12 protein-coding genes and 4 pseudogenes are annotated in these 21748 nt (G+C 56.5%); 11 read left to right on the plus strand and 5 right to left on the minus strand.

Annotated features, from left to right (window positions below; genetic code table 11):
• Positions 1 to 2: 2 nt before the first annotated feature.
• The 4 genes from ACTG2U_RS04260 to ACTG2U_RS04275 are packed head-to-tail and all read left to right on the plus strand — an operon-like array spanning position 3 to position 3709.
• Positions 3 to 962, plus strand: coding sequence for an ABC transporter permease (locus ACTG2U_RS04260; protein ID WP_439974088.1), 960 nt, complete (start codon positions 3 to 5; stop codon positions 960 to 962).
• 35 nt (positions 963 to 997) lie between these two features.
• Positions 998 to 1891, plus strand: a complete 894-nt coding sequence (locus ACTG2U_RS04265) for an ABC transporter permease subunit (RefSeq protein WP_005333677.1) — start codon at positions 998 to 1000, stop codon at positions 1889 to 1891.
• On the plus strand, positions 1891 to 2889 hold the full coding sequence (locus tag ACTG2U_RS04270) for a peptide ABC transporter ATP-binding protein (protein WP_005333679.1): 999 nt from the start codon (positions 1891 to 1893) through the stop codon (positions 2887 to 2889). Before ACTG2U_RS04265 ends, ACTG2U_RS04270 begins: the two co-directional genes overlap by 1 nt.
• A 34-nt stretch (positions 2890 to 2923) precedes the next feature.
• The gene (locus tag ACTG2U_RS04275; RefSeq protein ID WP_005333681.1) at positions 2924 to 3709 is read left to right on the plus strand and encodes a peptide ABC transporter ATP-binding protein; all 786 of its coding nucleotides are present in this window, start codon (positions 2924 to 2926) and stop codon (positions 3707 to 3709) included.
• Between the two features lie 105 nt (positions 3710 to 3814).
• Here the strand turns inward: ACTG2U_RS04275 and htpG are convergent, their stop codons facing one another.
• Both htpG and recR read right to left on the minus strand, forming a co-directional pair.
• Positions 3815 to 5728: a molecular chaperone HtpG gene (gene htpG, locus ACTG2U_RS04280; protein WP_439974089.1), complete on the minus strand. Its 1914-nt coding sequence runs from the start codon at positions 5726 to 5728 to the stop codon at positions 3815 to 3817.
• A gap of 167 nt (positions 5729 to 5895) precedes the next feature.
• Complete coding sequence (gene recR / locus ACTG2U_RS04285) at positions 5896 to 6498, minus strand: recombination mediator RecR (protein ID WP_021231388.1); 603 nt, start codon at positions 6496 to 6498, stop codon at positions 5896 to 5898.
• 352 nt (positions 6499 to 6850) lie between these two features.
• Between recR and ACTG2U_RS04290 the strand changes: the two genes are divergently transcribed.
• The 5 genes and pseudogenes from ACTG2U_RS04290 to ACTG2U_RS04310 all read left to right on the plus strand — a co-directional run.
• A complete protein-coding gene (locus ACTG2U_RS04290; RefSeq protein ID WP_201035198.1) occupies positions 6851 to 7885 on the plus strand; it encodes an IS110 family transposase in 1035 nt (344 codons plus the stop codon).
• Between the two features lie 296 nt (positions 7886 to 8181).
• Positions 8182 to 9140: pseudogene (locus ACTG2U_RS04295) on the plus strand (IS3 family transposase); the annotation flags it as partial.
• A gap of 214 nt (positions 9141 to 9354) precedes the next feature.
• A complete protein-coding gene (locus ACTG2U_RS04300) occupies positions 9355 to 10416 on the plus strand; it encodes an IS110 family transposase (RefSeq protein ID WP_439973911.1) in 1062 nt (353 codons plus the stop codon).
• Between the two features lie 12 nt (positions 10417 to 10428).
• Positions 10429 to 10632, plus strand: a pseudogene (locus ACTG2U_RS04305) (integrase core domain-containing protein); the annotation flags it as partial.
• Positions 10633 to 10947: pseudogene (locus tag ACTG2U_RS04310) on the plus strand (IS630 family transposase); the annotation flags it as partial.
• Positions 10948 to 11056: 109 nt separating this feature from the next.
• Here the strand turns inward: ACTG2U_RS04310 and ACTG2U_RS04315 are convergent.
• From ACTG2U_RS04315 to ACTG2U_RS04325, 3 genes and pseudogenes are all read right to left on the minus strand, one after another.
• A pseudogene (locus ACTG2U_RS04315) lies at positions 11057 to 11219 on the minus strand (IS3 family transposase); the annotation flags it as partial.
• A gap of 82 nt (positions 11220 to 11301) precedes the next feature.
• Entirely contained in the window at positions 11302 to 15354 is a 4053-nt protein-coding gene (locus ACTG2U_RS04320; protein ID WP_335813403.1) for an ATP-binding protein, read from the minus strand.
• Between the two features lie 14 nt (positions 15355 to 15368).
• Positions 15369 to 16523 (minus strand): HD domain-containing phosphohydrolase, encoded by a 1155-nt coding sequence (locus ACTG2U_RS04325; RefSeq protein ID WP_439974090.1) that lies wholly within the window; start codon positions 16521 to 16523, stop codon positions 15369 to 15371.
• Between the two features lie 368 nt (positions 16524 to 16891).
• On the opposite strand from ACTG2U_RS04325, the gene ACTG2U_RS04330 reads away from it, so the two are divergent.
• A complete protein-coding gene (locus tag ACTG2U_RS04330; RefSeq protein WP_439974091.1) occupies positions 16892 to 18505 on the plus strand; it encodes a response regulator in 1614 nt (537 codons plus the stop codon).
• A gap of 244 nt (positions 18506 to 18749) precedes the next feature.
• On the plus strand, positions 18750 to 21680 hold the full coding sequence (locus tag ACTG2U_RS04335) for an HD domain-containing phosphohydrolase (protein WP_439974092.1): 2931 nt from the start codon (positions 18750 to 18752) through the stop codon (positions 21678 to 21680).
• Positions 21681 to 21748: the final 68 nt, after the last annotated feature.

Genomic DNA, 21748 nt, shown 5'->3' on the forward strand with positions numbered 1-21748 from the left:
GCATGCTTCTATACACCTTGCGCCGCATCAACCTGCTGCTCATCACCCTGCTGACGCTAACCTTTGTCGCCTATCTGCTGGACTATCGGCTGATCGGCCATCAGCTCAGCTTCTGGAGCGGCTATCCCGACTTCCTGCGCCGCATTTTCGCAGGTGACCTGGGGCTCTCCAGCGTCTCCGGGCTGCCGGTGCTGGACGAGATCCGTCACTACTTCCCGGCAACCCTGATCCTCTGTCTGGCGGCGTTCGCCATCTCGCTGCTGGTGGGCATTCCCCTCGGCACCCTGGCGGCCCTGTCCCAGGGAAAGACGCTGGATCTCTCCATCATGACTGCCGGTCTTATCGGCTATGCGGTGCCGGTGTTCTGGCTGGCACTGCTGGTAGTGATGCTCTTTTCGCTGGATCTCGGCTGGTTGCCAGCCTCCGGGCAGATCAGCCTGCTCTACGACGTGCCCCCCATAACCGGCATCGCGGTGCTCGATGTGCTGCTCAGCAACGAGCCCTGGCGGCAAGCGGCGCTGCATGATGCCCTGCGCCACCTGATCCTTCCGTCACTGGTGCTGGCGGTGGTGCCCACTACCGAGGTGATCCGCCATGTGCGCAGCTCCCTCATCGACGTGATGAAGCAGAACTACATCAAGGCGGCGGCGAGCCGGGGCCTTTCCAAGGCGCAGATCGTTTGGCGCCATGGTCTGAAGAACGCCCTGCCGCCGGTACTGCCGCTGCTGGGTCTGCAACTGGGTAGCGTGCTCACCTCCGCCATGATCACCGAGGTGGTGTTCGAGTGGCACGGGATCGGCCGCTGGCTCATCAGCAGCATCGCCCTGCAGGATTACGCCGCCATTCGCGGCGCGACCCTGGTGGTGGCCAGTTTCGTGATCCTGACCAGCGTCAGCACCGAGTTGCTGACCACCCTTATCTATCCGGCACGGCGCAAAGAGTTGTATGCCAAACAAGATTGAACGCGCTCATGGCGTGACCAGGAGCCAGGTATCCTATGCAAGATAAATCGAACATCTATCCCGAGCTCAAGATCCTCTCGCCCCTTGAGCAGACGTGGGCCTCCTACAGCCGCAATCCGCTGGCGATGGCAGGGCTTTGGTGCTTTTTGCTGTTGCTGCTCATCACGCTGGTGGGGCCGCTGGTCGTCCCCTACGGCATCGATGAACAGCACACCGACAAGCTGCTGCTCGCCCCCTCCTGGGCGGCAACCGGCAACATCGACTACTTCCTCGGCACCGACGATCTGGGGCGCGACATGCTCTCCCGGCTGGTAGTGGGGGCGCGCCTCACCTTCGGCTATGCGCTGGTCGTGGTGGTGATCGCCATGGTGGTGGGCTCCGCCATCGGTATCCTCGGCGGGATGAGCAAGGGGCTTAAATCGAGCGTGCTGCACCACCTGCTCGATACCCTGCTCTCCATCCCCTCCCTGCTGATGGCCATCATCATGGTCGCCATCATGGGGCCGGGTTTTGGCAATACCCTGATTGCCATTACGCTCGCTTTGATCCCGCCCTTTATCCGGGCCACCTATAACGCAGTGCATGCCGAGATGCAGAAGGAGTACATCACCGCCAGCCGCCTCGATGGCTCGCCTCCCTTCCGGATCATGCGGCTGGCTATTTTGCCCAACATCGTCGAAACCCTGGTGGCCCAGACCACCCGCACCTTGTCGGCGGCCATTCTCGATATCTCGGCGGTCGGTTTTCTTGGCCTCGGCGCCCAATCTCCCCAACCGGAGTGGGGCACCATGCTGGCCGATTCGAGCGACCTTATCTATCTCGCCCCATGGACCGTCACCCTGCCCGGCATCGCCATCCTGTTCAGCGTGCTGGTCACCAATTTAGTTGGTGAAGGCATTCGCGAAGCACTTAAAGAGGGGAACGACTGATGCCGCTGCTCGATATTCGCAATCTCACCATCGAGATCGACACCCCGCAAGGCAAAGTCAAGGCGGTGGACAAGGTGAGCCTGACCCTGACCGAGGGGGAGATCCGCGGTCTGGTGGGTGAATCCGGCTCCGGAAAAAGTCTGATCGCCAAGGTGATCGTCGGCATCGAGAAAGACAACTGGACGGTTCGTGCCGACCGGATGCGTTTCAACGACATGGATCTGCTGACCATGGCTCCCAAGGAGCGCCGTCGCATCATGGGTCGCGAGATCGCCATGATCTTCCAGGACCCCATCAGCTGTCTCGACCCCTCCGAGGAGATCGGCACCCAGCTGGAAGAGGCGATCCCGACCGATTCGTTCGAGGGACAATTCTGGCAGCGCTTCCAGTGGCGCAAGAAGAAGGCCATCGCCCTGCTGCACCGGGTAGGCGTCAAGGATCACCGCAAGGTGATGCGCGCCTATCCCCATGAGCTGTCGGATGGCATGTGCCAGAAGGTGATGATCGCCATGGCCATTGCCAACCAGCCGCGTCTGCTGGTAGCCGACGAGCCCACCAGCGCCATGGAGTCCACCACCCACTCCCAGATCCTGCGACTGCTGGACAAGATGAACAAGCTGGGTAATACCACCATCCTGATCATCAGCAATGACATCGCCGCCATCGCCAACCTGACCGACACCATCAACGTGATGTACTGCGGCCAGATGGTGGAAGTGGGCACCCGGGAGCAGATCCTCGAGACCCCGCACCACCCCTATACCGATGCCCTGCTCAAATCGATCCCCGACTTTGACAAGCTGGTGCGCCACAAGTCGCGCCTCGAGACCCTGCCCGGCGTCATCCCGCCGCTGCAACACCTGCCCATCGGCTGCCGTCTGGGGCCGCGCTGCCCCTACGCCCAGAAGCAGTGCGTGCAGACTCCGTTGATGAACAAGATCAAGGGCCATCAGTTCAGCTGTCACTTCCCGCTGAACATGGAGGAGCCAAAAAAATGATGACCGTTAATGCCCCCATGAAGGAGCCCCGCTTGTGATCGAGCCATCCCTGTTGCAGGTCAGAGGCCTTAGCAAAACCTACCAGAACCGCACCGGTCTGTTCCGTCGTCAGGCGGTGGAGGCGATCAAGCCCCTCTCGTTCGATCTCGAAGTGGGTCAGACCCTCGCCATCGTCGGCGAAGCTGGCTCCGGCAAGAGTACCCTCGCCCGCATTCTGGCTGGCATGATCGAACCCACCAGCGGCGACATCGCCATCGACGGCCAGCTGATGGTGCATGGCGATTACCAGACACGCTGCAAACTGCTGCGGATGATTTTTCAGGATCCCAACACCTCGCTGAACCGCAAGATCCGGGTCGGCCAGATCCTGGAAACCCCGCTGCGCCTCAACACCGAGATGACCGAGGAGGAGCGCCGTGAGAAGGTGGTGCAAACCCTGCGCATGGTGGGGATGCTGCCGGATCACGCCCTGTTCTATCCGCAGATGCTCTCCTCCGGTCAGCAACAGCGGGTGGCGCTGGCGCGGGCACTGATCCTCAACCCCAAGATAGTGGTGGCCGATGAGGCGCTCTCCACCCTGGATATCTCGGTACGCTCCCAGATCATCAATCTGCTGCTGGAGATGCAGGAGACCATGGGGCTGAGTTATGTGCTGGTAGCCAACGACCTGGGGATCGTCAGCCATATCAGTGACGAGGTGCTGGTGATGCACGAAGGTCGAGTGGTGGAGCGCGGCAAGACCCTCAAAGTGTTTGCCGATCCCCAACATGAGGTGACTCGCCGTCTCATCCAGAACTACAACAACGAATACCGCAAATAGAGAGGCGCTGGCCGCCTCCCTTGCCGCTGTGTTTCGCCGAGCTCACTCGGCGGGATCAAAAAAGCCCACTGCATGCAGTGGGCTTTCTGTTACCGGCGTTGCTGCTTAGGCTTGCAGCAGCAGACGGTTGATGCGGGAGACGAAGCTCGCCGGATCGTTCAGTCCGCCCTGCTCGGCCAGCTGAGCCTGTTCGTGCAGCAGGGTGACCCACTCACCGAACAGTGCCTCGTCTTCAATGGTGTCGAGTTTCTTCACCAGCGCATGGTCAGGGTTGAGCTCCAGAATGTACTTCTGCTCCGGTACCGGCTGGCCGGCCGCGCGCATCAGCTTGATCATCTGGGTGCTCATACCGTAGGCGTCGGTGACGATGCATGAGGGGGAGTCGGTCAGACGGTGGGTGACCCGCACCTCTTTCACTGCATCGCCCAGGCTCTTCTTGACCCGCTCCACCAGACCGGCGTTGGCCTTTTCGGCCTCTTCCTGGGCCTGCTTGGAGGCTTCGTCTTCCAGATCGCCGAGATCCAGTTCGCCACGGGTGACGGAGATAAGCTGCTTGCCGTCGAACTCGGTCAGGTGGCTCATCAGCCACTCGTCCACGCGCTCCCACATCAGCAGCACTTCGACACCCTTCTTGCGGAAGATCTCGAGGTGCGGGCTGTTCTTGGCAGCGGCATAGGAGTCAGCAGTGATGTAGTAGATCTTCTGCTGGCCTTCCTTCATGCGGCCAACGTAATCCTCAAGAGAGACAGTCTGGGCTTCGCCCTCGCCAGCGGTGCTGGCAAAGCGCAGGAGCTTGGCGATCTCTTCGCGGTTGGCGTAATCCTCGGCCGGGCCCTCTTTGAGCACGTTACCGAACTCTTTCCAGAATTTGGCGTACTTCTCGGCATCGTCTTTCGCCAGCTTGGAGAGCATGGTCAGCACGCGCTTTGAGCAAGCCTTGCGCAGGGAGGCGGTCACCTTGTTGTCCTGCAGGATTTCACGGCTAACGTTGAGAGGCAAATCGTTGGAGTCCAGCACCCCTTTGACGAAGCGCAGGTAGGTCGGCATAAACTGCTCGGCGTCATCCATGATGAAGACGCGCTGCACATAGAGCTTCAGACCGTGCTTCTGCTCGCGGTTGTAGAGGTCGAACGGTGCGCGGGCCGGTACGTAGAGCAGGCTGGTGTACTCTTGCGCCCCTTCCACCCGATTGTGACCCCAGAGCAGCGGATCTTCAAAGTCGTGGGCGACGTGCTTGTAGAACTCCTGATACTCCTCGTCCTTGATATCTTTCGGGTTGCGGGTCCACAGTGCCGTGGCACGGTTGACCTGCTCCCACTCGCCCGGGGTGCCGACGATGGTTTCACCATCTTCTTCGCGATCCGGGGTGCCCTCTTTGAACATCTCGACCGGTACGCTGATGTGATCGGAATATTTGCCCACCACGGAGCGCAGACGCCAATCATCGAGGAACTCGTCCTCTTCAGCACGCAGGTGCAGGATGACGTCGGTACCGCGACCATCTTTGGTCACGTCAGCGACGGTGAAGGAGCCTTCCCCTTCCGATTCCCACTGTACGCCCTGCTCCGGAGCAGTACCGGCGGCGCGGGAGACCACGGTCACCTTGTCGGCCACGATAAAGGCGGAGTAGAAACCGACCCCGAACTGGCCGATCAGCTGAGAATCCTTGCCCTGATCGCCGGAGAGGTTTTTGAAGAATTCTGCGGTGCCGGACTTGGCGATGGTACCCAGGTGCTCAATCACCTGATCACGGGTCATACCGATCCCGTTATCGGAGATGGTCAGGGTACGCTTCTCTTTGTCCACCACCAGACGCACACGCAACTGGCCGTCGTTTTCGAACAAAGAGGCATCGGAAAGCGCCTTGAAGCGCAGCTTGTCCGCCGCATCGGAGGCGTTGGAGATCAGCTCGCGCAGGAATACTTCTTTGTTGGAGTAGAGGCTGTGAGCCATCAGGCTCAGCAGTTGTTTGACTTCAGTCTGAAAGCCGTGGGTTTCGGCATGAACACTTTGGGTCATGGACCAATCCTCAGAAACATCGGGTTGAACATATGCCCAACCTAGATGGGGACGGCCAATCAAATATCAAGGGGCGAGTGTGCAATCCTGCTCATTCGCCCCCTGTTGGCGTGTAACCGCCGATTTTATGTTCAGTTTTTCGCGACTTGCCTGCCGCCACCCGCCCCTTACTTGAGGCGCTGGCGCCCCATCAGGGAGTGGGAGAGCGTGGTGCCATCCACCAGCTCCAGCTCGCCCCCTACCGGCACCCCGTGGGCGATGCGGCTCACCTCTACCCCGGCGGTGCGGGCCATATCGGCGATATACCAGGCGGTGGCATCCCCTTCAATGGTGGGATTGGTGGCGAGGATCAGTTCGCTGATCGCCTCATCCTTCAGGCGGCGCTCCAGAATATCGAGCCCCAGCTCCTCCGGGCCGATGCCGTCCAGCGGCGACAGATGGCCCATCAGTACGAAGTAACGACCGGAAAACTGGCCGGTCTGCTCGATGGCGGCCACGTCCGCCGGGCTCTCCACCACGCAGAGCAGGCCATTCTCTTCCCGCTTGGGATTGGCGCAGATATCGCAGCGATCGTTCTCGGTAAAGGTGCGGCAGTGGCTGCAATGACCGATCTCGGTCAGGGCGCGAGAGAGCAACTGGGCCAGACGCAAACCGCCGCTGCGCTCACGCTCGAGCAGGGTAAAGGCCATCCGCTGGGCAGACTTAGGCCCCACCCCCGGCAATACCTGCAGGGCTTTCATCATCTCATCGAGCAGGGGACTGAACTTCATAACACTCCTTACACGTGCCTGCCCCTCGCCACCATCAGGGCCACGACGGGTCAGCAAAACAGGATAACGCCATTGGCGCAGGACTATACCCGAGCCCGCCGCCCATCGCCATCGGCTTGCCCACAGCGCTCGCAAAAACACGAATAGCAAAAAGCCTTGATGGAAACATCAGGGCTTTTCAATCTGGCAGTGCATGTGGTGTGAGCATCAAATTCGCAGCAGCAAATCACCGACTATTCTGCATTGCCACTTTTTAAGACGAACCGCGACTGTAGTGATGTGATGGACGCCCCCTCCCTGCGCGGTCAGTTTCATACTTAGGCTGACAGCGTTCAACTTGGGGGATCACCACATGAACACGATCAAAGTAGTTGGAATCGATATTGCTAAGTCTGTTTTTCAGGTGTGTGTATGGATGGCTGATGGTTCTGTTGCCTGGAATCGTAAAATATCTCGCCAGAAACTGCTCCACACGTTGCGCCAGTTTCCACCGCAAACACTGATTGCTATGGAAGCTTGCTCAACATCTCATTTCTGGGGACGAGCACTGATATCGATGGGCTATGACGTAAAGCTCATTCCCACACAGCATGTCAAAGCCTTTGCAAGACACCAGAAGAATGATGCCAACGATGCATTAGCTATTTGTGAAACAGCTTGCCGACCAGGGATCCACTTCGTCTCAGTTAAAACTACAGAACAACAAGATATCAAGGCGTTACGTAGTGCTCGCCAGCTCATAGTTGAGCAGCGAACCGCTCTGGCTAACCAACTACGGGCATTACTTGCCGAGTACGGAGTCATTATTCCAGCCGGGTTACAACGCCTGCAACGACAACTGCCAGAAGTGCTTGAAGACGGAGACAATACGATAACCTTCACGCTTCGCCGACTACTGAGCCTGTTACGAGAAGATATGCAGATGCTCACTGAACGGATTGATGTCTTGGATAAGGAACTAGCTGAACTGTCCAGCCAGCAGGTTGCCTATCACCACTTATTGACCATTCCTGGTGTCGGGCCACTGATTGCCGCTGCGGTGGTCAGTGAGGTTGATGCCACCCAGTTTTCCAGCGGCCGTGAGCTTTCTGCTTGGTGTGGCTTAGTCCCTCGACAGCACAGTTCAGGTGGAAAACAACGGCTTTCATCCATGACCAAGAACGGTAATCGTAACTTGAGGACCTTGATCATCCATGGCGCTCGAGCGGTGATGCGTTGTGTGCAAAAACGGGATGACAGTTTAGGGAGATGGGTTAAGGCAATTGAATTGCGGCGTGGCTTCTTGAAAGCCACTGTCGCCCTGGCAAATAAGTTAACTCGGATCATCTGGCGTGTACTAACTGACTCGGTTGATTTCAGTATGAACAGAGCTTTTGCAGGAAGTTAATTTGATATTTGCTTAGAAAATCTACGTTACTGAGTTTGCAGGCACTGATGAAGAAACGGGTACCGTCCTTGTAACAGCCTGAATTAGACCTGGGTATGCATATACCGGTGTAGTGATAAGGAAGCAAGGCTCGGATGACATCATGGCGAGGGAGTTAATCCCATCATAACGCCGGATATATGGTCGCAAACCGTATCAGTTCAGTTCTTGCACAACCCGGGGGCGTCCATATATGGTCTAATCATCCCGGACACCATTTTAGGTGGTACAGTCGCCACCATGACCTGAGGTGTTCAATGACAAGATTACGTCGCTCATTTACTGCCCAATTCAAACTCGAAGCCGCATCCCTGGTGCTCGACCAGGGATATTCTGTCCCTGAAGCCAGCCGTTCACTGGATGTCGGTGAAACCGTACTTCGCCGCTGGGTTCAGCAACTGCAATCCGAACGAACTGGCACAACCCCAATCGGCAAAGCACTGACTCCGGAGCAGCAAAAAATTCAGGAGCTGGAAGCCCGTATCAACCGGCTCGAACGTGAAAAGGACATTCTAAAAAAGGCTACTGCTCTCTTGATGGCGGACGAGTTCACACGTACGCGCTGATAGACCGATTAAGGGAGCAAGCCCCCATCACCTTGGTCTGCTGCGCTTTCGATGTTCCAACATCCTGCTTTTACGACTATCTGGCCCGCAGACGGGCGATTAACCGTGAGCGGATACAGCAACGCAGTGAGTTGCGCCGGTTGTTCAAAGAGAGCAGGAGCTCTGCAGGCAGCCGCGCCTTGATGTCGATGATGCGGGAGTTGGGGTATCAGATTGGTCGATTCAAAGTACGTAACCTGATGAAGGAAGCCGGGCTGGTATCCAAACAGCCGGGCGCTCATCGTTATCAGGTCGCCCAGTCTGAGCGACCGGACATTTCCAATCTGCTGGCTCGCGAATTTGATGTCCAGCAACCCAATCAGGTGTGGTGTGGCGATATCACCTACGTCTGGGCAGGTGGACGCTGGCATTACCTGGCAGCGGTGCTTGACCTGCACACCCGGCGGGTCGTGGGCTGGGCGATGTCTGATAAACCTGATGCAGAATTGGCAATCAAAGCACTGGAGATGGCCTATCAGCAGCGTGGTTGCCCATCCGGTGTGCTATTTCACTCTGACCAGGGCAGCCAATATGGCAGTAGGGCATTTCGGCAACGACTGTGGCGCTATCGCATGACCCAGAGCATGAGTCGGCGTGGCAACTGCTGGGATACTCAGTTCATTATGCTCAAGAACATCAGCCCAATCTGACCCGTGCTGGGATTGGCGAACATAATGCCTTTGCGTTGACCTGTCGATTGGATGCTGATGTTCCCTGGCATTGCTGGGCCCAGCGTCTGTGACCTAATAGGAGCCTTGTGCTGCATCTTGAGTGTCCTGTCCTGCGTATGGGGTTGGTAGTGCATATTCCTTGGAGGAATGAGCCATGAACAATTCCAGAAACAAAGCTGAAGTTATCCTTGGTGTAGACACCCATATGGATACCCATGTCGGGGTTTTGCTTAATGCACAAGGGCACCAGTTGGGATGCTTGATGGTCACGACCAATACCAGCGGATATGAGAGACTCGTGACCTGGGCAAACTCTTTCGGGTGCTTGAAGAGAGCAGGCGTTGAAGGCACAGGCACGTATGGTGCTGGCTTGGCCAGTGTACTGCGCAAGCATGGTATCGAAGTGTTCGAAGTTAATCGCCCTGACCGCTCCAAACGCAGGCTTCAGGGGAAATCGGATCCTACTGATGCTGAAAGTGCAGCGAGATCCGTTCTTTCCGGTAGTGCTAACGCGATAGCAAAGACCCAGTCAGGCGCGGCAGAAATGATGCGAGTGGTATCAGTAGCCAGACGCAGCGCCGTCAAAGCCAAAACTCAGGCAATGAATCAACTCAGATCATTGCTTGTCAGTGCCCCCCAGGATGTTCGTGAACGACTCTGGAAAAGCAAGCCCGCTGACTGTGCAAAGGGATGCGCACGAGTGAGGTCATTGGGTACCACTGAACTCCTTCATACGTTAACGACTACCCTGTGTCTGCTGGCCAAGCGTTGGCTGCTATTGGCAGACGAAGTTGAAAAACTTGATGCCATGTTGGATGCCTTGACCCATCAACATGCTCGTCGTCTGCGCGAGCAATTTGGCGTCGGCCCTCAAACCGCAGCGGTGCTGCTTTCAACGGCTGGCGATAACCCGGAACGGTTAAGAAATGAAGCATCGCTTGCGGCACTTTGTGGGGTTAACCCTTTACCCGCCTCCTCTGGAAAGACCGTACGACATCGCTTAAACCGAGGTGGTAACCGTGCAGCAAATAATGCGTTATGGACGATTGCAATGGTCCGGATGCGGGGAGATCCACAAACCCAATCTTACGTCGCACGACGTAGCGCCCAAGGCTTATCTTCGAAAGAGATCCAGCGTTGTTTGAAACGCTATATCGTCAGGGAACTCTACCCTTTGATCTTGGCCGATTTAGCTGACTCAGCGCGAGCCTGTTGACATAGGAGCGTCAATGCCCCGATGGAACGGTTGTTCAGAAGTCTGAAGTCAGAGTGGCTGCCGGCAACGGGATACATGAGCGTGCGGGAGGCAAAGCGGGATATCAGTTATTACCTGATGGATTACTACAACTGGCGGCGTCCACATCAATACAATGACGGGATACCGCCAGCAAAAGCCGAGGTTCGGCCTAACCAAGTGTCCGGATTTAGTTGACCACTACACTCCCGAGACTGGATGTTCAGAGCGCAGCAAAAGCGGGTTATTACACCGGGGCAGAATGCAAAGCATTACCTGGCAGGCGTTCTCCATGCAGGCAACGGAAGAGTGCTTTACGTCAGCGGGATAAAGAAAAACTCATCCCTGTTTATCGCCATGCTGGAAAAGCTGCGTCGCCACTACAGACGGACCAAAACCATCACGCGCAATCATCAATGTCGAGGAATGGCCAGCCTGCTGGCCCGAATGAAACACTTCATGGATACCGTGTCTCCTTTCCCCAGGAATGGCTATGGCACAGCGAAGGTGTAGCAATATTAGGATCATTATTTAGACTGCCAGCAACGAGAAATACATCTCGATGCCCCGGTTGATACGGGTCTCCAGCTCCTAGATTTTCTGCTGTTCCGGGTTCCTGTGGTCCGGCTCGTTCGGATTGCAGTTGCTGAACCCTGCTGTGAAGTTCAGTCCTCGAAGCCATCTTGTGAACAGCTGGCTTCGAGGACTGAATATCCTTAGTCGAGCACCAAGGATGCGCCTTCCTGTTTGAATTGTGCAGTAAATGAGCAACGTAACTTTCTCATAGAAGAACTTGGATTATGGTGGCTACTATGCGACCTAAAATGGTTTCCTAGATGATGAGACCACTACAACCTTATGGAATAGTTATTTTTCAGTCACATAACCGAATAATAACGATTGAAGCAACAGCAGCGCCTCATCGAATTCGAACTCGTTAACCGCCCGGCTCACCTCTTGAAATGCAGACTGCAGCGGTGATGCACTACCAGCCAGATCAGCCCCTATCTGCTGACAGAGCGCCAGCGCCTGGGCATCGCTCTGTGCCAGCAAAGCCCCCAACTGCTGCAGTTGTGCAGCCAACATCTCGGCATCGATGCCCTGGGAGGCCACCACCGCCATGGGGGAATCTGCCAGCGCGGCTTCCAGCCCAGACAGCAGGGGTGTCAGCTCGGCCATCAGGGATGGCAAGCGGGTTGCGCCCCCTACATCATCCCCCTCTTCACAGGCTTGCTCGAGCAGCGCCGCCAGCCCCGCCACACCGGTCGCCCCTATGGTGCTGGCACTTCCCTTGAGGGTGTGAGCCAGACGTCGGGCCGTGACCTTGTCATCCGACACCCACGCCGATTGAAAACTGGCTTCAAACCCCTGCTGCCCGTTACAGAAGCGCTGCAACATATTACGGTAGAGTGCACTGTCGCCCCCCATCACGGCCATGCCCCGCGGCACGTCAAGGCCGGGCACTTCTTGCCAAGGGGCCACATCGTCAGTCACCTGCAACTTACTGGCGGCAGCCAGTGGTCTGGCAGGCTTGATCCAGTGCGAGAGGGTCGCCAGTAACAGCGGCATATTCAAGGGTTTGGCGATGTGGTCATTCATGCCTGCCGCCAGCGCCTTCTCTTTATCTCCAGCCATGGTGCTGGCAGTCATGGCGATAATGGGGATGCTGGCCAGCGCCGGATCGGCGCGGATCAACCGGGTCGCGGTATACCCGTCCATCACTGGCATCTGGCAATCCATCAGGATGCCGTCAAACCCGCGGTCTTGCGCCAGCAGAGCGAGCGCCTGCTCCCCATCACAGGCACAGACCAGCGTGATCTGCTCCTTGCCCAGCAGGGCCAACGCCACCTCCCGGTTCATGTCGTTATCATCCACCAGCAGCAGACGAGCACCCGCCAGTCCATGACCGGGCAGCGCCACCTGATGATGAGGGCTTGTATCCGATAACGCCTCTCGTCCCACGGCATCGCCCCCCTGCGCCTTACACAATGCCTGACACAGTGCCTGCGGGGTAAACGGATGGGCAAGCACATCACACGGCGGCAACCCCTGTGCCGCAGCATGGCTGGCAAGCCGTGCGGGATCGCCCGAGGTGATCAGCGAGATCGCGGGCGGTGTTGCCAGTGTGGTAACCTCCTGCAGCACCTCTGACAACCAGCCATCCCCCTCCTGCCAGCCCAGCAGCAATCGATCACAGGGTTTGCCCGCCGCGATGCCTTGATGCAGCAGTTCCAGCACCGCGGCGGGAGCATTCGCACAAACAAGCTCAACAGGCTGCGCCGCCAGCTGGTGGATAATGGCTACACGCGAAGCTGGGTGAGGTTCCAGCAACAGCAAACGCTGCGGCGCAAGCGGCATGGCCACACGTTGATCTTTCTCATTACCCTGATCCGCCACGCTGGCGAGACAGATACGGAAGTGGAACTCGCTGCCCTGCCCCGGGTTACTCTCCACCCGGATCTCCCCGTCCATCAGTTGCACCAGATTGTGCGTGATGGCCAAACCGAGACCGGTGCCACCATATTTACGGGTGGTCGAGCTGTCAGCCTGCTCAAAGGAGTGAAACAGACGCTGGCTCTGCTCGGCCGTCATGCCGATACCGCTATCCTGCACACAGCCCTGCAGCCAGATCTCGCCATCGCGCTCGTCACTGCGGGCCAACCGGACAATCACCTCTCCCAGCTCGGTAAACTTGATGGCATTGCTGGTCAGGTTGAGCAGGATCTGACCGAGCCGCAGGGGATCGCCGCACAAACGGTCAGGCAGATCAGCGTCCAGATCGAACAGCAGTGCCAGCCCCTTTTCCCGCGCCCGAAACGCCGTAAGATCCGCCAGCCACTCGAACACCTCGTTGAGCCGGAAATCCACCTTCTCCAGTTGCAGCTTGCCCGCCTCCATCTTGGAGAAGTCAAGGATGTCGTTGAGGATCCCGAGCAGGTTGTTCGCCGCTCTGTCTATCTTGCTCACATAGTTGTGCTGCTCGGGGGATAGGTTGGTTTGCAGCGCAAGATGGGCCATGCCGATGATCGCATTCATCGGCGTGCGGATCTCATGGCTCATGTTGGCCAAAAATTCGCTCTTGGTTCGGGTGGCATCTTCGGCGATCTGCCGGGCTTCGAGCATGGCGGCCTCCGCCTGCTTGCGGTCGCTGAAATCGAAGATGATCCCGTCCAGATAGACGGCCTTGCCCTCGGCATCATAGGTGGCGAGCCCGATGGAGTAGACCCAGCGGATCTGACCCCAGCGATCGAAGATGCGGTACTCGTTGATACATTGCCGGTGTTCGGCAATGGCCTCGACGGTGTTGCGGTTGCTCAGTTCGAGGTCATCGGGATGGATCAAGTCACCAAAATCGCGGCTGTTGCCCACGCCGACAAAATCGCTGGCGGGATAACCGGTCAATTTTTCCGCCTCGTCGCTGACGAACAACATGGTCCAGGGGTGATGAGGCAGGCAGCGATAGACCATGCCCGGCACGTTGCGCACCATGGACTGGATCCGCTGTTCACTCTCATGCAGCCGCTGGCGATCCGCCGCTATCCGGTCATGGGCCTCCCGCATGGTCTGCTCGGCGGCACGGATCGGGGTGATGTCGACCAGGCTGCCGACCGCGCCGCTACGCTCGCTCTCGGCAAGCTCGATCCCGGAGAGAAAATATAGCATGTCCAGAGGACGACCATCCGGTGAGAGCAGACGCACCTCATGCTGCGTTCTGGCCTGACTGCCCGCCACCCTCTGCAAGGTGTTGCCCTCATCCACCGCATCCAGCCCGGCCAGTTGCGGCAACTCAGCCAGCCGCTTGCCCTCAACCGGGCGGGCGCCACCAAATGCGCTGGTAAAGGCACGATTTACCCCCAGCAGGCGACCCTGATTGTCGGTATAGAAGAGAGGATGTGGCAGGGTATCGATCAACGCCTGCTGGAAGGCAAACTGCTCGTTGCGCTCGCGAATACTGCGGCGACGCAACATCCGCCCCTGCCAGAGCAAAGCAGAGATCAGACAGATCAACAGGGCGGTGCCGAACAAGGCCACTCGCCGCCATCCTGAAACGGCCTGATCCACATTGCCCAACAGCAGCAGCGTCCACTGCCCTTTGGCATCGTGCCACTCGATGGGCATGCGGCTCACCAGATAGCTATCTTTTCCGATCCTGACCTCACTGCCATCGAGTGCAGGCAGGATCACCGGCTGGCGGTCCGGTGCAAAATAGTGTCCATAGAGTCGAGAAGCAAAGAGCTGCTGTTGCCTGACGGCAGAGTTCGGTCCCACCACCGCCATTTGCCAATCGCTCTTGTTGCTGGCCATCACCACCCCATCGGGCGAGACCAACAAACCGATGGTATCGCCCCACCCGGCCAGAAAGGTATCGAGCAGCGTCATCTCGTAGCGCGCAACCACTACACCGGTAATGTCACTTCCTTGCGCCCGATCGTGAGAGACTGGCGCCGCCACATAGATCATCCGCTTGCCGGTATTGAGGCTAACCCCGGCATCTACCGTTTCCAGCCCCTGGATCCCTTGTCTGAAGTAAGAGCGAAACGACACATCCTGCCCGACGACATGGCGACCAAGCGCATCCCAATCACGGACAATCACCCCTGCTTTATTGGTAACAAAGGCATGATTGGCCTTCACCCCCTGCGCCAACACCTGCAGAGCTTCGCTCGGGCTCAGCTCCCCCCGCTCGAGCAGTGACGATTGCTGGATCTCGCGGTTGAGGCGGCCAGCCAGTTGCACCGCCCCCATCCCCTTGCTTGAGAGGGTAAGTTGCTGCAGATTGTCGCCCTCGCGCTGAATGCGGGTATCCAGCGACTGGCGATACTCCTGCCGCTCCAGCTCCAGATAGAAGGCATCGACCAGCGTGGCCACCATCAGGGAGAGCAACAGCACGGCGGCAATGTGCCCGAAACGGGATTTCATGGTGTGTAGCACGCTCAGTCAACCAGTCCGGCAGGAGTTGGCAGTGTCGGCGCCAATGCGACAAAGTAATCAAGCAGCAGAGGATCAAACTGACTGCCTCGCCCAGCCATCATCAGCACAAGCGCCTCCTCGCGGGAGAAGGGCGGACGATAAGGTCGCTCACTAAGCAGGGCGACATACACATCGACGATGGCCATCAGACGGGCCACCAACGGGATATCCTCTCCCGCCAGGCCATCGGGATAGCCGGTGCCATCCCAGCGCTCGTGATGATGACGAGCCAGTATCCTGGCAAGGTCAAAACCTATAAGTGGCCCATTGGTACGGTTATCAGCACAACGCGCTTCCACCAGGTTCTCAGCAGTAACAGACTCCTCAACCAGCCTCGCCAGCCGTGCGATCGTAACTTCTCCCCACTCAGGATGGCGGAGGATCTGCTTACGCTCTGACGCAGTCAGCGGCGCTGAGCTGCACTGCACAGCTTCCGGAACACTTAGCATCCCCACATCCCGCAGTAGAGCGGCCTGACAAAGCAGCTCGACATCAAGCCCAGCCAACGCATCCCGATAGTGCAACTGGTTCGCCAGCTGGTAAACCAGCCTCCTAAGGCAGGATTGGGTATACGAGGCATGAGATTGAACCTCAAGCGCACGCTGCTCGGCAAACGTCGCCAGCAACATGATGGCACCTTGCGCAAGGGCGTGGTGAGGCGTTGATTGCCCGGCATGCGGAAACGCCAGTTGATTATGAGATGCCCTTAGTTGATCTGCAGCTCGTTTGAGCATCAGGTGAGTATCGATCCGTGCCAACAGGATCGGCGGACTGATGGGTTTGGTGATGTAGTCGGCGGCCCCCAGTGCAAAACCCCGGCGCTCATCTTCGGTTTGCGCCATAGCGGTCAGAAAGATCACCGGGATCTCGCTGGTCTGTGGATCAGCTTTCAGCTGACGACACACCTCATGACCATCCAGATCAGGCAGCATGATATCGAGCAGCACAAGGTCGGGAGGCGTGTCGGCACGGGCAATTTTCAGCGCCTTGCGACCCGTGGTTGCCAGCTTGATGCGGTAGCGTCCACGGAGCAGTGCATTCATCAAATTGAGGGTGCCGGTATCATCATCAACAACCAGCACCACAGGACGCACTGCGTCGAGGGCAAGATGTTCCATATCTCGTGATTCTCCCTGCCATGATGGAAGGCTGCGAACCTTGCCAGCCCTTCTTCACACCATAACGGATCCCCCGGCTGGCAGCCATGACAACCCGATTGAAATATGCGTTCTAACCACAATAGATAGAGCCAAAACGAAAGAAAAAACGGAGACTAGCGGATATTGGATAGTGACCACTGCACGTATCACAAGAGAGTCCGCGCCAACTGCTGTAGTCACATCAGGTTGATGTTTTAAATCAGCTGGAGATATGTGCCTGCATGCGGATTCAAATCTCCTGCGCAAGGTAGCAAATGTATCAGTTGACCAAGGTCATGCACCCTATATTATCATGCTCAAAATAAGCTGGCAGGATACAGCGACAGATGGGCACATCAGATAGCCATATGGATATAGCAAACATAATTTCCGGCCCCACGCTAGTACTGGAAAAAGATAATGTGCACAGTGATGCGCTCTGCCATCAGTTACGTGCTATTGGCATAAGCGAGATTACGGTAGCAGAGAGTGTCGAGGTGCTGGAACGTTGCATGACTGATGGTCCCGCCGCCATGATCATCTGCAATATCGATATCGACTCAGAGAATCTGCTTACGCTGCTGAAAAAAATTCGCAGTGCGACGCCTCATCACACACTGCCTTTTTTGACCCTGACCTCAGGGACCGATCGCCCATTGATCGAACAATTTGTCCAAGCGAAAGTCTCTGACATTATTTTGACCCCGCTCAAACCCGATACCCTTAAAACCAGGATCACCCGGCTGCTGTCGGCAACCAGCCAATCGCAACCCCCACTCTCGCAATTCGAATTCGGTCGTTTGCACCGTTTTTCCAACAGCGATCTGGTCGCCAGCAATCAGGACAGCCCCACCATTCTGGTGGTTGACGATGTTCCCGATAATTTGATGCTGATCACCTCGGTATTTCGCAAAGAGTTTCATCTCAAGCTGGTCAAGGATGGCGAAAAGGCGATCAGGATATGCCAATCGGATAACCCCCCCGATCTAGTGCTGCTCGATATCATGATGCCCAATCTGAACGGATTCGATGTCGCAAGAATTTTGCGTGAACATCCCCACTCAGAACACATCCCCATCGTCTTTATGACGGCACTGGATGATATCTATTCCCGTAAACGGGCGATGAAACTTGGCGCTGTCGATTTTATCACAAAGCCGATCGACATCGAGATGCTACGTTTTCGCATTGCCAATCTGATGCGGCTGGTACATGCCAGAAGAGATCTGCAAAAAGAGTTCGATCAGATGCTTGAACTCAACGCGCTCAAAGAGAGCCTCGAGTTCAATATCCGCTATGAAATCCGGGAACCCCTGCTCAATGCGCTACACCTGCTGGAAGAGCTGGCAGCTGACTCATCGCTAAACATGATCCAAAAAACCCAGCTATCCATCACCAGAAAATCTGTGACGGATGCTCTGGAATTAACCCGTCTGGCCACCGAGCTCTACAAAATTGAAACAGGCACGTTTGTTTTGAAAGCGGGTAAAGTCCAGCTCTTTGATATTTTCAATCGGCTCTCGGTGCAATTCAAAAATCTCTATGCCGAGAAAAAGCTCGATATCAAGCTGACCAAACCAAAAAATTATCTCTATGACGAGTTATTCATCGCAGGCGACGAGTTTCTCTGTTATTCCGCGTTTCAAATCTTGCTACGGCTAGCATGTGACCATGCCGTGCCATCTTCCAGGATAGAGATTGTCTGCCTGAAAAACCCTGACAGCATTATCTTGAATATTGATTGTACTACGGTACTGGATAGCAGTAACGTTCCGTTATTATTCGATAAGTATTCATCACCCAACAGTGAAGAACGTATCAGCTACAATGGCTACCATGGCAAAATTATGCTGGAAGCCCATGGTGCAACCGTGACGGTGTCGCGAGATGAAGATGTCCATCAGCTGAATATCTCGACGCTCTTCCCCCAAAGAGCGGATTTCAATCCATATCCAGAGTGAGCCAATTCAACGTCCCGGTGCTCAGCCATAACATCACCACAGATTATTTTCCTCTTCTGTGATAGGTGAAGAACATGCGGGGGATTTATCACTACCCTTCCATTCATCGTCGTCAGGTGGTTTAACGCAACGGGGTATTTTCATGCATGCAGCAGTAAGGATGAACACCATGAACCCATCCATTCTTCCGCTTGGTTATCTATTGTATTACCCATCCCACAGCCCAATCAATTAAGGTGATAACATGAATCTCTTTCGCCGCGTTATCCCCTTGTATGTCCATATTGCCCATCTATTTTTAGGCTTGCTGCTGGTGTTTGCCCTGATCACCCTCGGTCACCAATACCAACAAACCAAAATAATGTTGATGAAGGAAGCAGAAGATAGATTCAGCCTGATCGGTCAACTGACGACTCAAGAGCTGGAGGGGCTGTTTCGACCTGCGGCTCTGAGCGCCAATATGCTCGCCCAGCAGCGCTTGATCGAGGCGACCACACTCAATGCACGTATGGCGAGCATCCCATACATGGCGACTCTGCTAACAGGACAGCCATCAGCCAACGGAGTTTATGCCGGCTACCACAACGGCGATATGTTCTGGCTCATGCGCTGGCCTGCCGACACAGAGGTGCAACGCTTGGCCCCTCCCCCCAATACCCGCTGGATCGTGAAAAGCGTCCGGCACCAAGAGACCACAACCCTCACCGATATCTTCGCACTGACCGACAATCTCGCCATCATCGAGCACAAACAGGTATCAGGGCAGCTCTTTGATGCCAGAGAGCGCCCATGGTTTATTCAAGCCAAGCAGGCCGGACGACTGGTGCAAACCCCACCCTATATCTCGATCGATACTCAGGAGATCAACCTGAGTTTTGCCAAACCGATGCAGAACGGGGCTGGCGTCATCGGGGTAGACCTGAGTCTGCGATCCATCGAGCGCTTGCTCAAATCTGCCATGATCACCCCAAATATGCGACTGGCCATCGTCAATGAGATGGGGGAATTGGTTACCAGTCATAAAGGCGGCATGATCATTCACGGTGAGAACGGTGCATATCGGCTAGCCAAGGTCGCTGAGGCAGAGCTCCCCATGCTTCAACATCTGATCGATGCCAGCCAACGCCAGAGTATTGATAAACTGACGTTCCAATCAGAAGGGCATGATTGGCAAGGGATGCACATTGAGCTGCCGGAAGCGGATGAATCTCAGCTATCACTCTGGATTGCGGCGCCTGTCGATGAGTTGCTGGCCACCGCCATCACCATTCGCAATCAGGCCTTCCTTCTGTCAGGGGTCTTTCTGATCCTGGCCCTCTTCGCCGCCATCGTGCTTGCCAGAACCGCCGCTAGGCCCCTCGATGCCCTGACGCAAGAGGCGGAGAAAATTGCCAGATTCGACTTCAACGACCCGGTCAGGGTCAACACCTATATTGCCGAAATCATCGATCTCTCCCAGGCCATGGGTAACATGAAATCGACCATTCAGCGCTTTTTGCATCTTTCCACCTCCCTCTCCAGCGAGACCAGTTTCCCTCGCTTGCTGGTGCGGCTGCTCACCGAAATGCAGCAACTGACCGGTGCAACTGGCTGCATGCTCTATCTCTCCGATAGCGGCAACAAGACGCTGGATCTAGCAGGGTTGTGTTGGAATGGCGAAGTGCAGGAGCAAAAACCGACCCACAGTATCGGAACCCTCAATCAGCCAAACCATCCACTGTTCCAGAGCTTGCAGGGAGTGGAACTTGAACCCGTTGCATTGGTCACCAGCGAATTGCAGATCCTGTTTCCCTACATTGAGGAGAGCGACCCCCCACTGACCTTCTGGCCGATAGCCCTGAAAAATCGCGATGGCCAACTACTCGGCACCCTGGTGTTTCTGATAGATGAACAGAAGAAGCCCCTGACTCCGCAGCGGATGGCATTTGTCAAAGCGCTCTCCTCCACCACCGCCGTGGCGCTCACCACCCAGCGACTGCTGGAGGAGCAGCGCAATCTGCTGGAAGCCTTTATCCAGCTCATCGCAGGGGCCATCGATGCCAAGAGCCCCTATACCGGTGGCCACTGTCAACGAGTCCCCGAACTGACCAAGATGCTGGCAGAGGCGGCATGTGAGGCCCGGGAGGGACCATTCCAGCACTTCTCGCTCGATGAAAAACAGTGGGAAGCAATACATATCGCGGCCTGGCTGCACGATTGCGGCAAAGTTACCACCCCGGAGTTTGTGGTCGACAAAGCCACCAAGCTGGAAACCCTGTGCGATCGCATTCACGAGGTCAGGATGCGCTTTGAAGTGCTGAAACGGGATGCCGAGATTGCCTACTGGCAGGCGCGTCTGCACGGGGGTGATGAGGCCACGTTAAAGGCGACACTGCAAAAGCAGTGGCAACAGCTGGATGAGGAGTTTGCCTTCATCGCCCGCTGCAATGAAGGGGGCGAATTTATGGCCACAGAGGATATTGCAAGGCTGCAGCAAATCGCGGGCCGCACTTGGCAGCGCACGCTATCCGATCGGATTGGCATCTCTCAGGATGAGCTGGCGCGCAAACAGCGGGCAGCGGAGTCACCGCTGCCGGTCACCGAACCCTTGTTGGCCGATCGCCCGGATCACCTCTTCACCCGCAGCAACCGAGTGCGCCTTGCTCCTGACAACCCTTGGGGATTTCAGGTCAACACTCCCGAATATCTCTATAACCGGGGCGAGATCTACAACCTCTCCATCCGCCGGGGCACCCTCACCGACGAGGAGCGTTACAAGATCAATGAGCACATGATCCAGACCATAATCATGCTCGATAAACTCCCTTTCCCCGCCAACCTGAAACAGGTACCGGAAATTGCGGGGGGACACCACGAGAAGATGGATGGCACCGGTTATCCCAAGCGGCTGAAACGGGACGAGATGAGCATCCCTGCCCGCATGATGGCCATCGCGGATATCTTCGAGGCGCTGACCGCCGGCGATCGCCCCTACAAGAAGGCCAAGTCCCTTTCGGAGGCCATCCACATCATGGGATTCATGCAAAAGGACCACCACATCGACCCTCAATTGTTCGCCCTCTTTCTCAGCTCTGGCGTCTATCTGCGCTATGCAGAGCGTTATATGAGCCAGGAGCTCATCGACGAGGTGGATATCACACCTTATCTGGCCAGCAACGTCTCGCATAAGGTGTAAAACAACCATCACTGAAGAGGCCGCAATTGCGACCTCTTCCATTTCATTTTGCTACTACCAACCATGCA

Source organism: Aeromonas sp. 95A, from assembly GCF_051919235.1.
Classification (GTDB): Bacteria; Pseudomonadota; Gammaproteobacteria; order Enterobacterales; family Aeromonadaceae; genus Aeromonas; species Aeromonas veronii.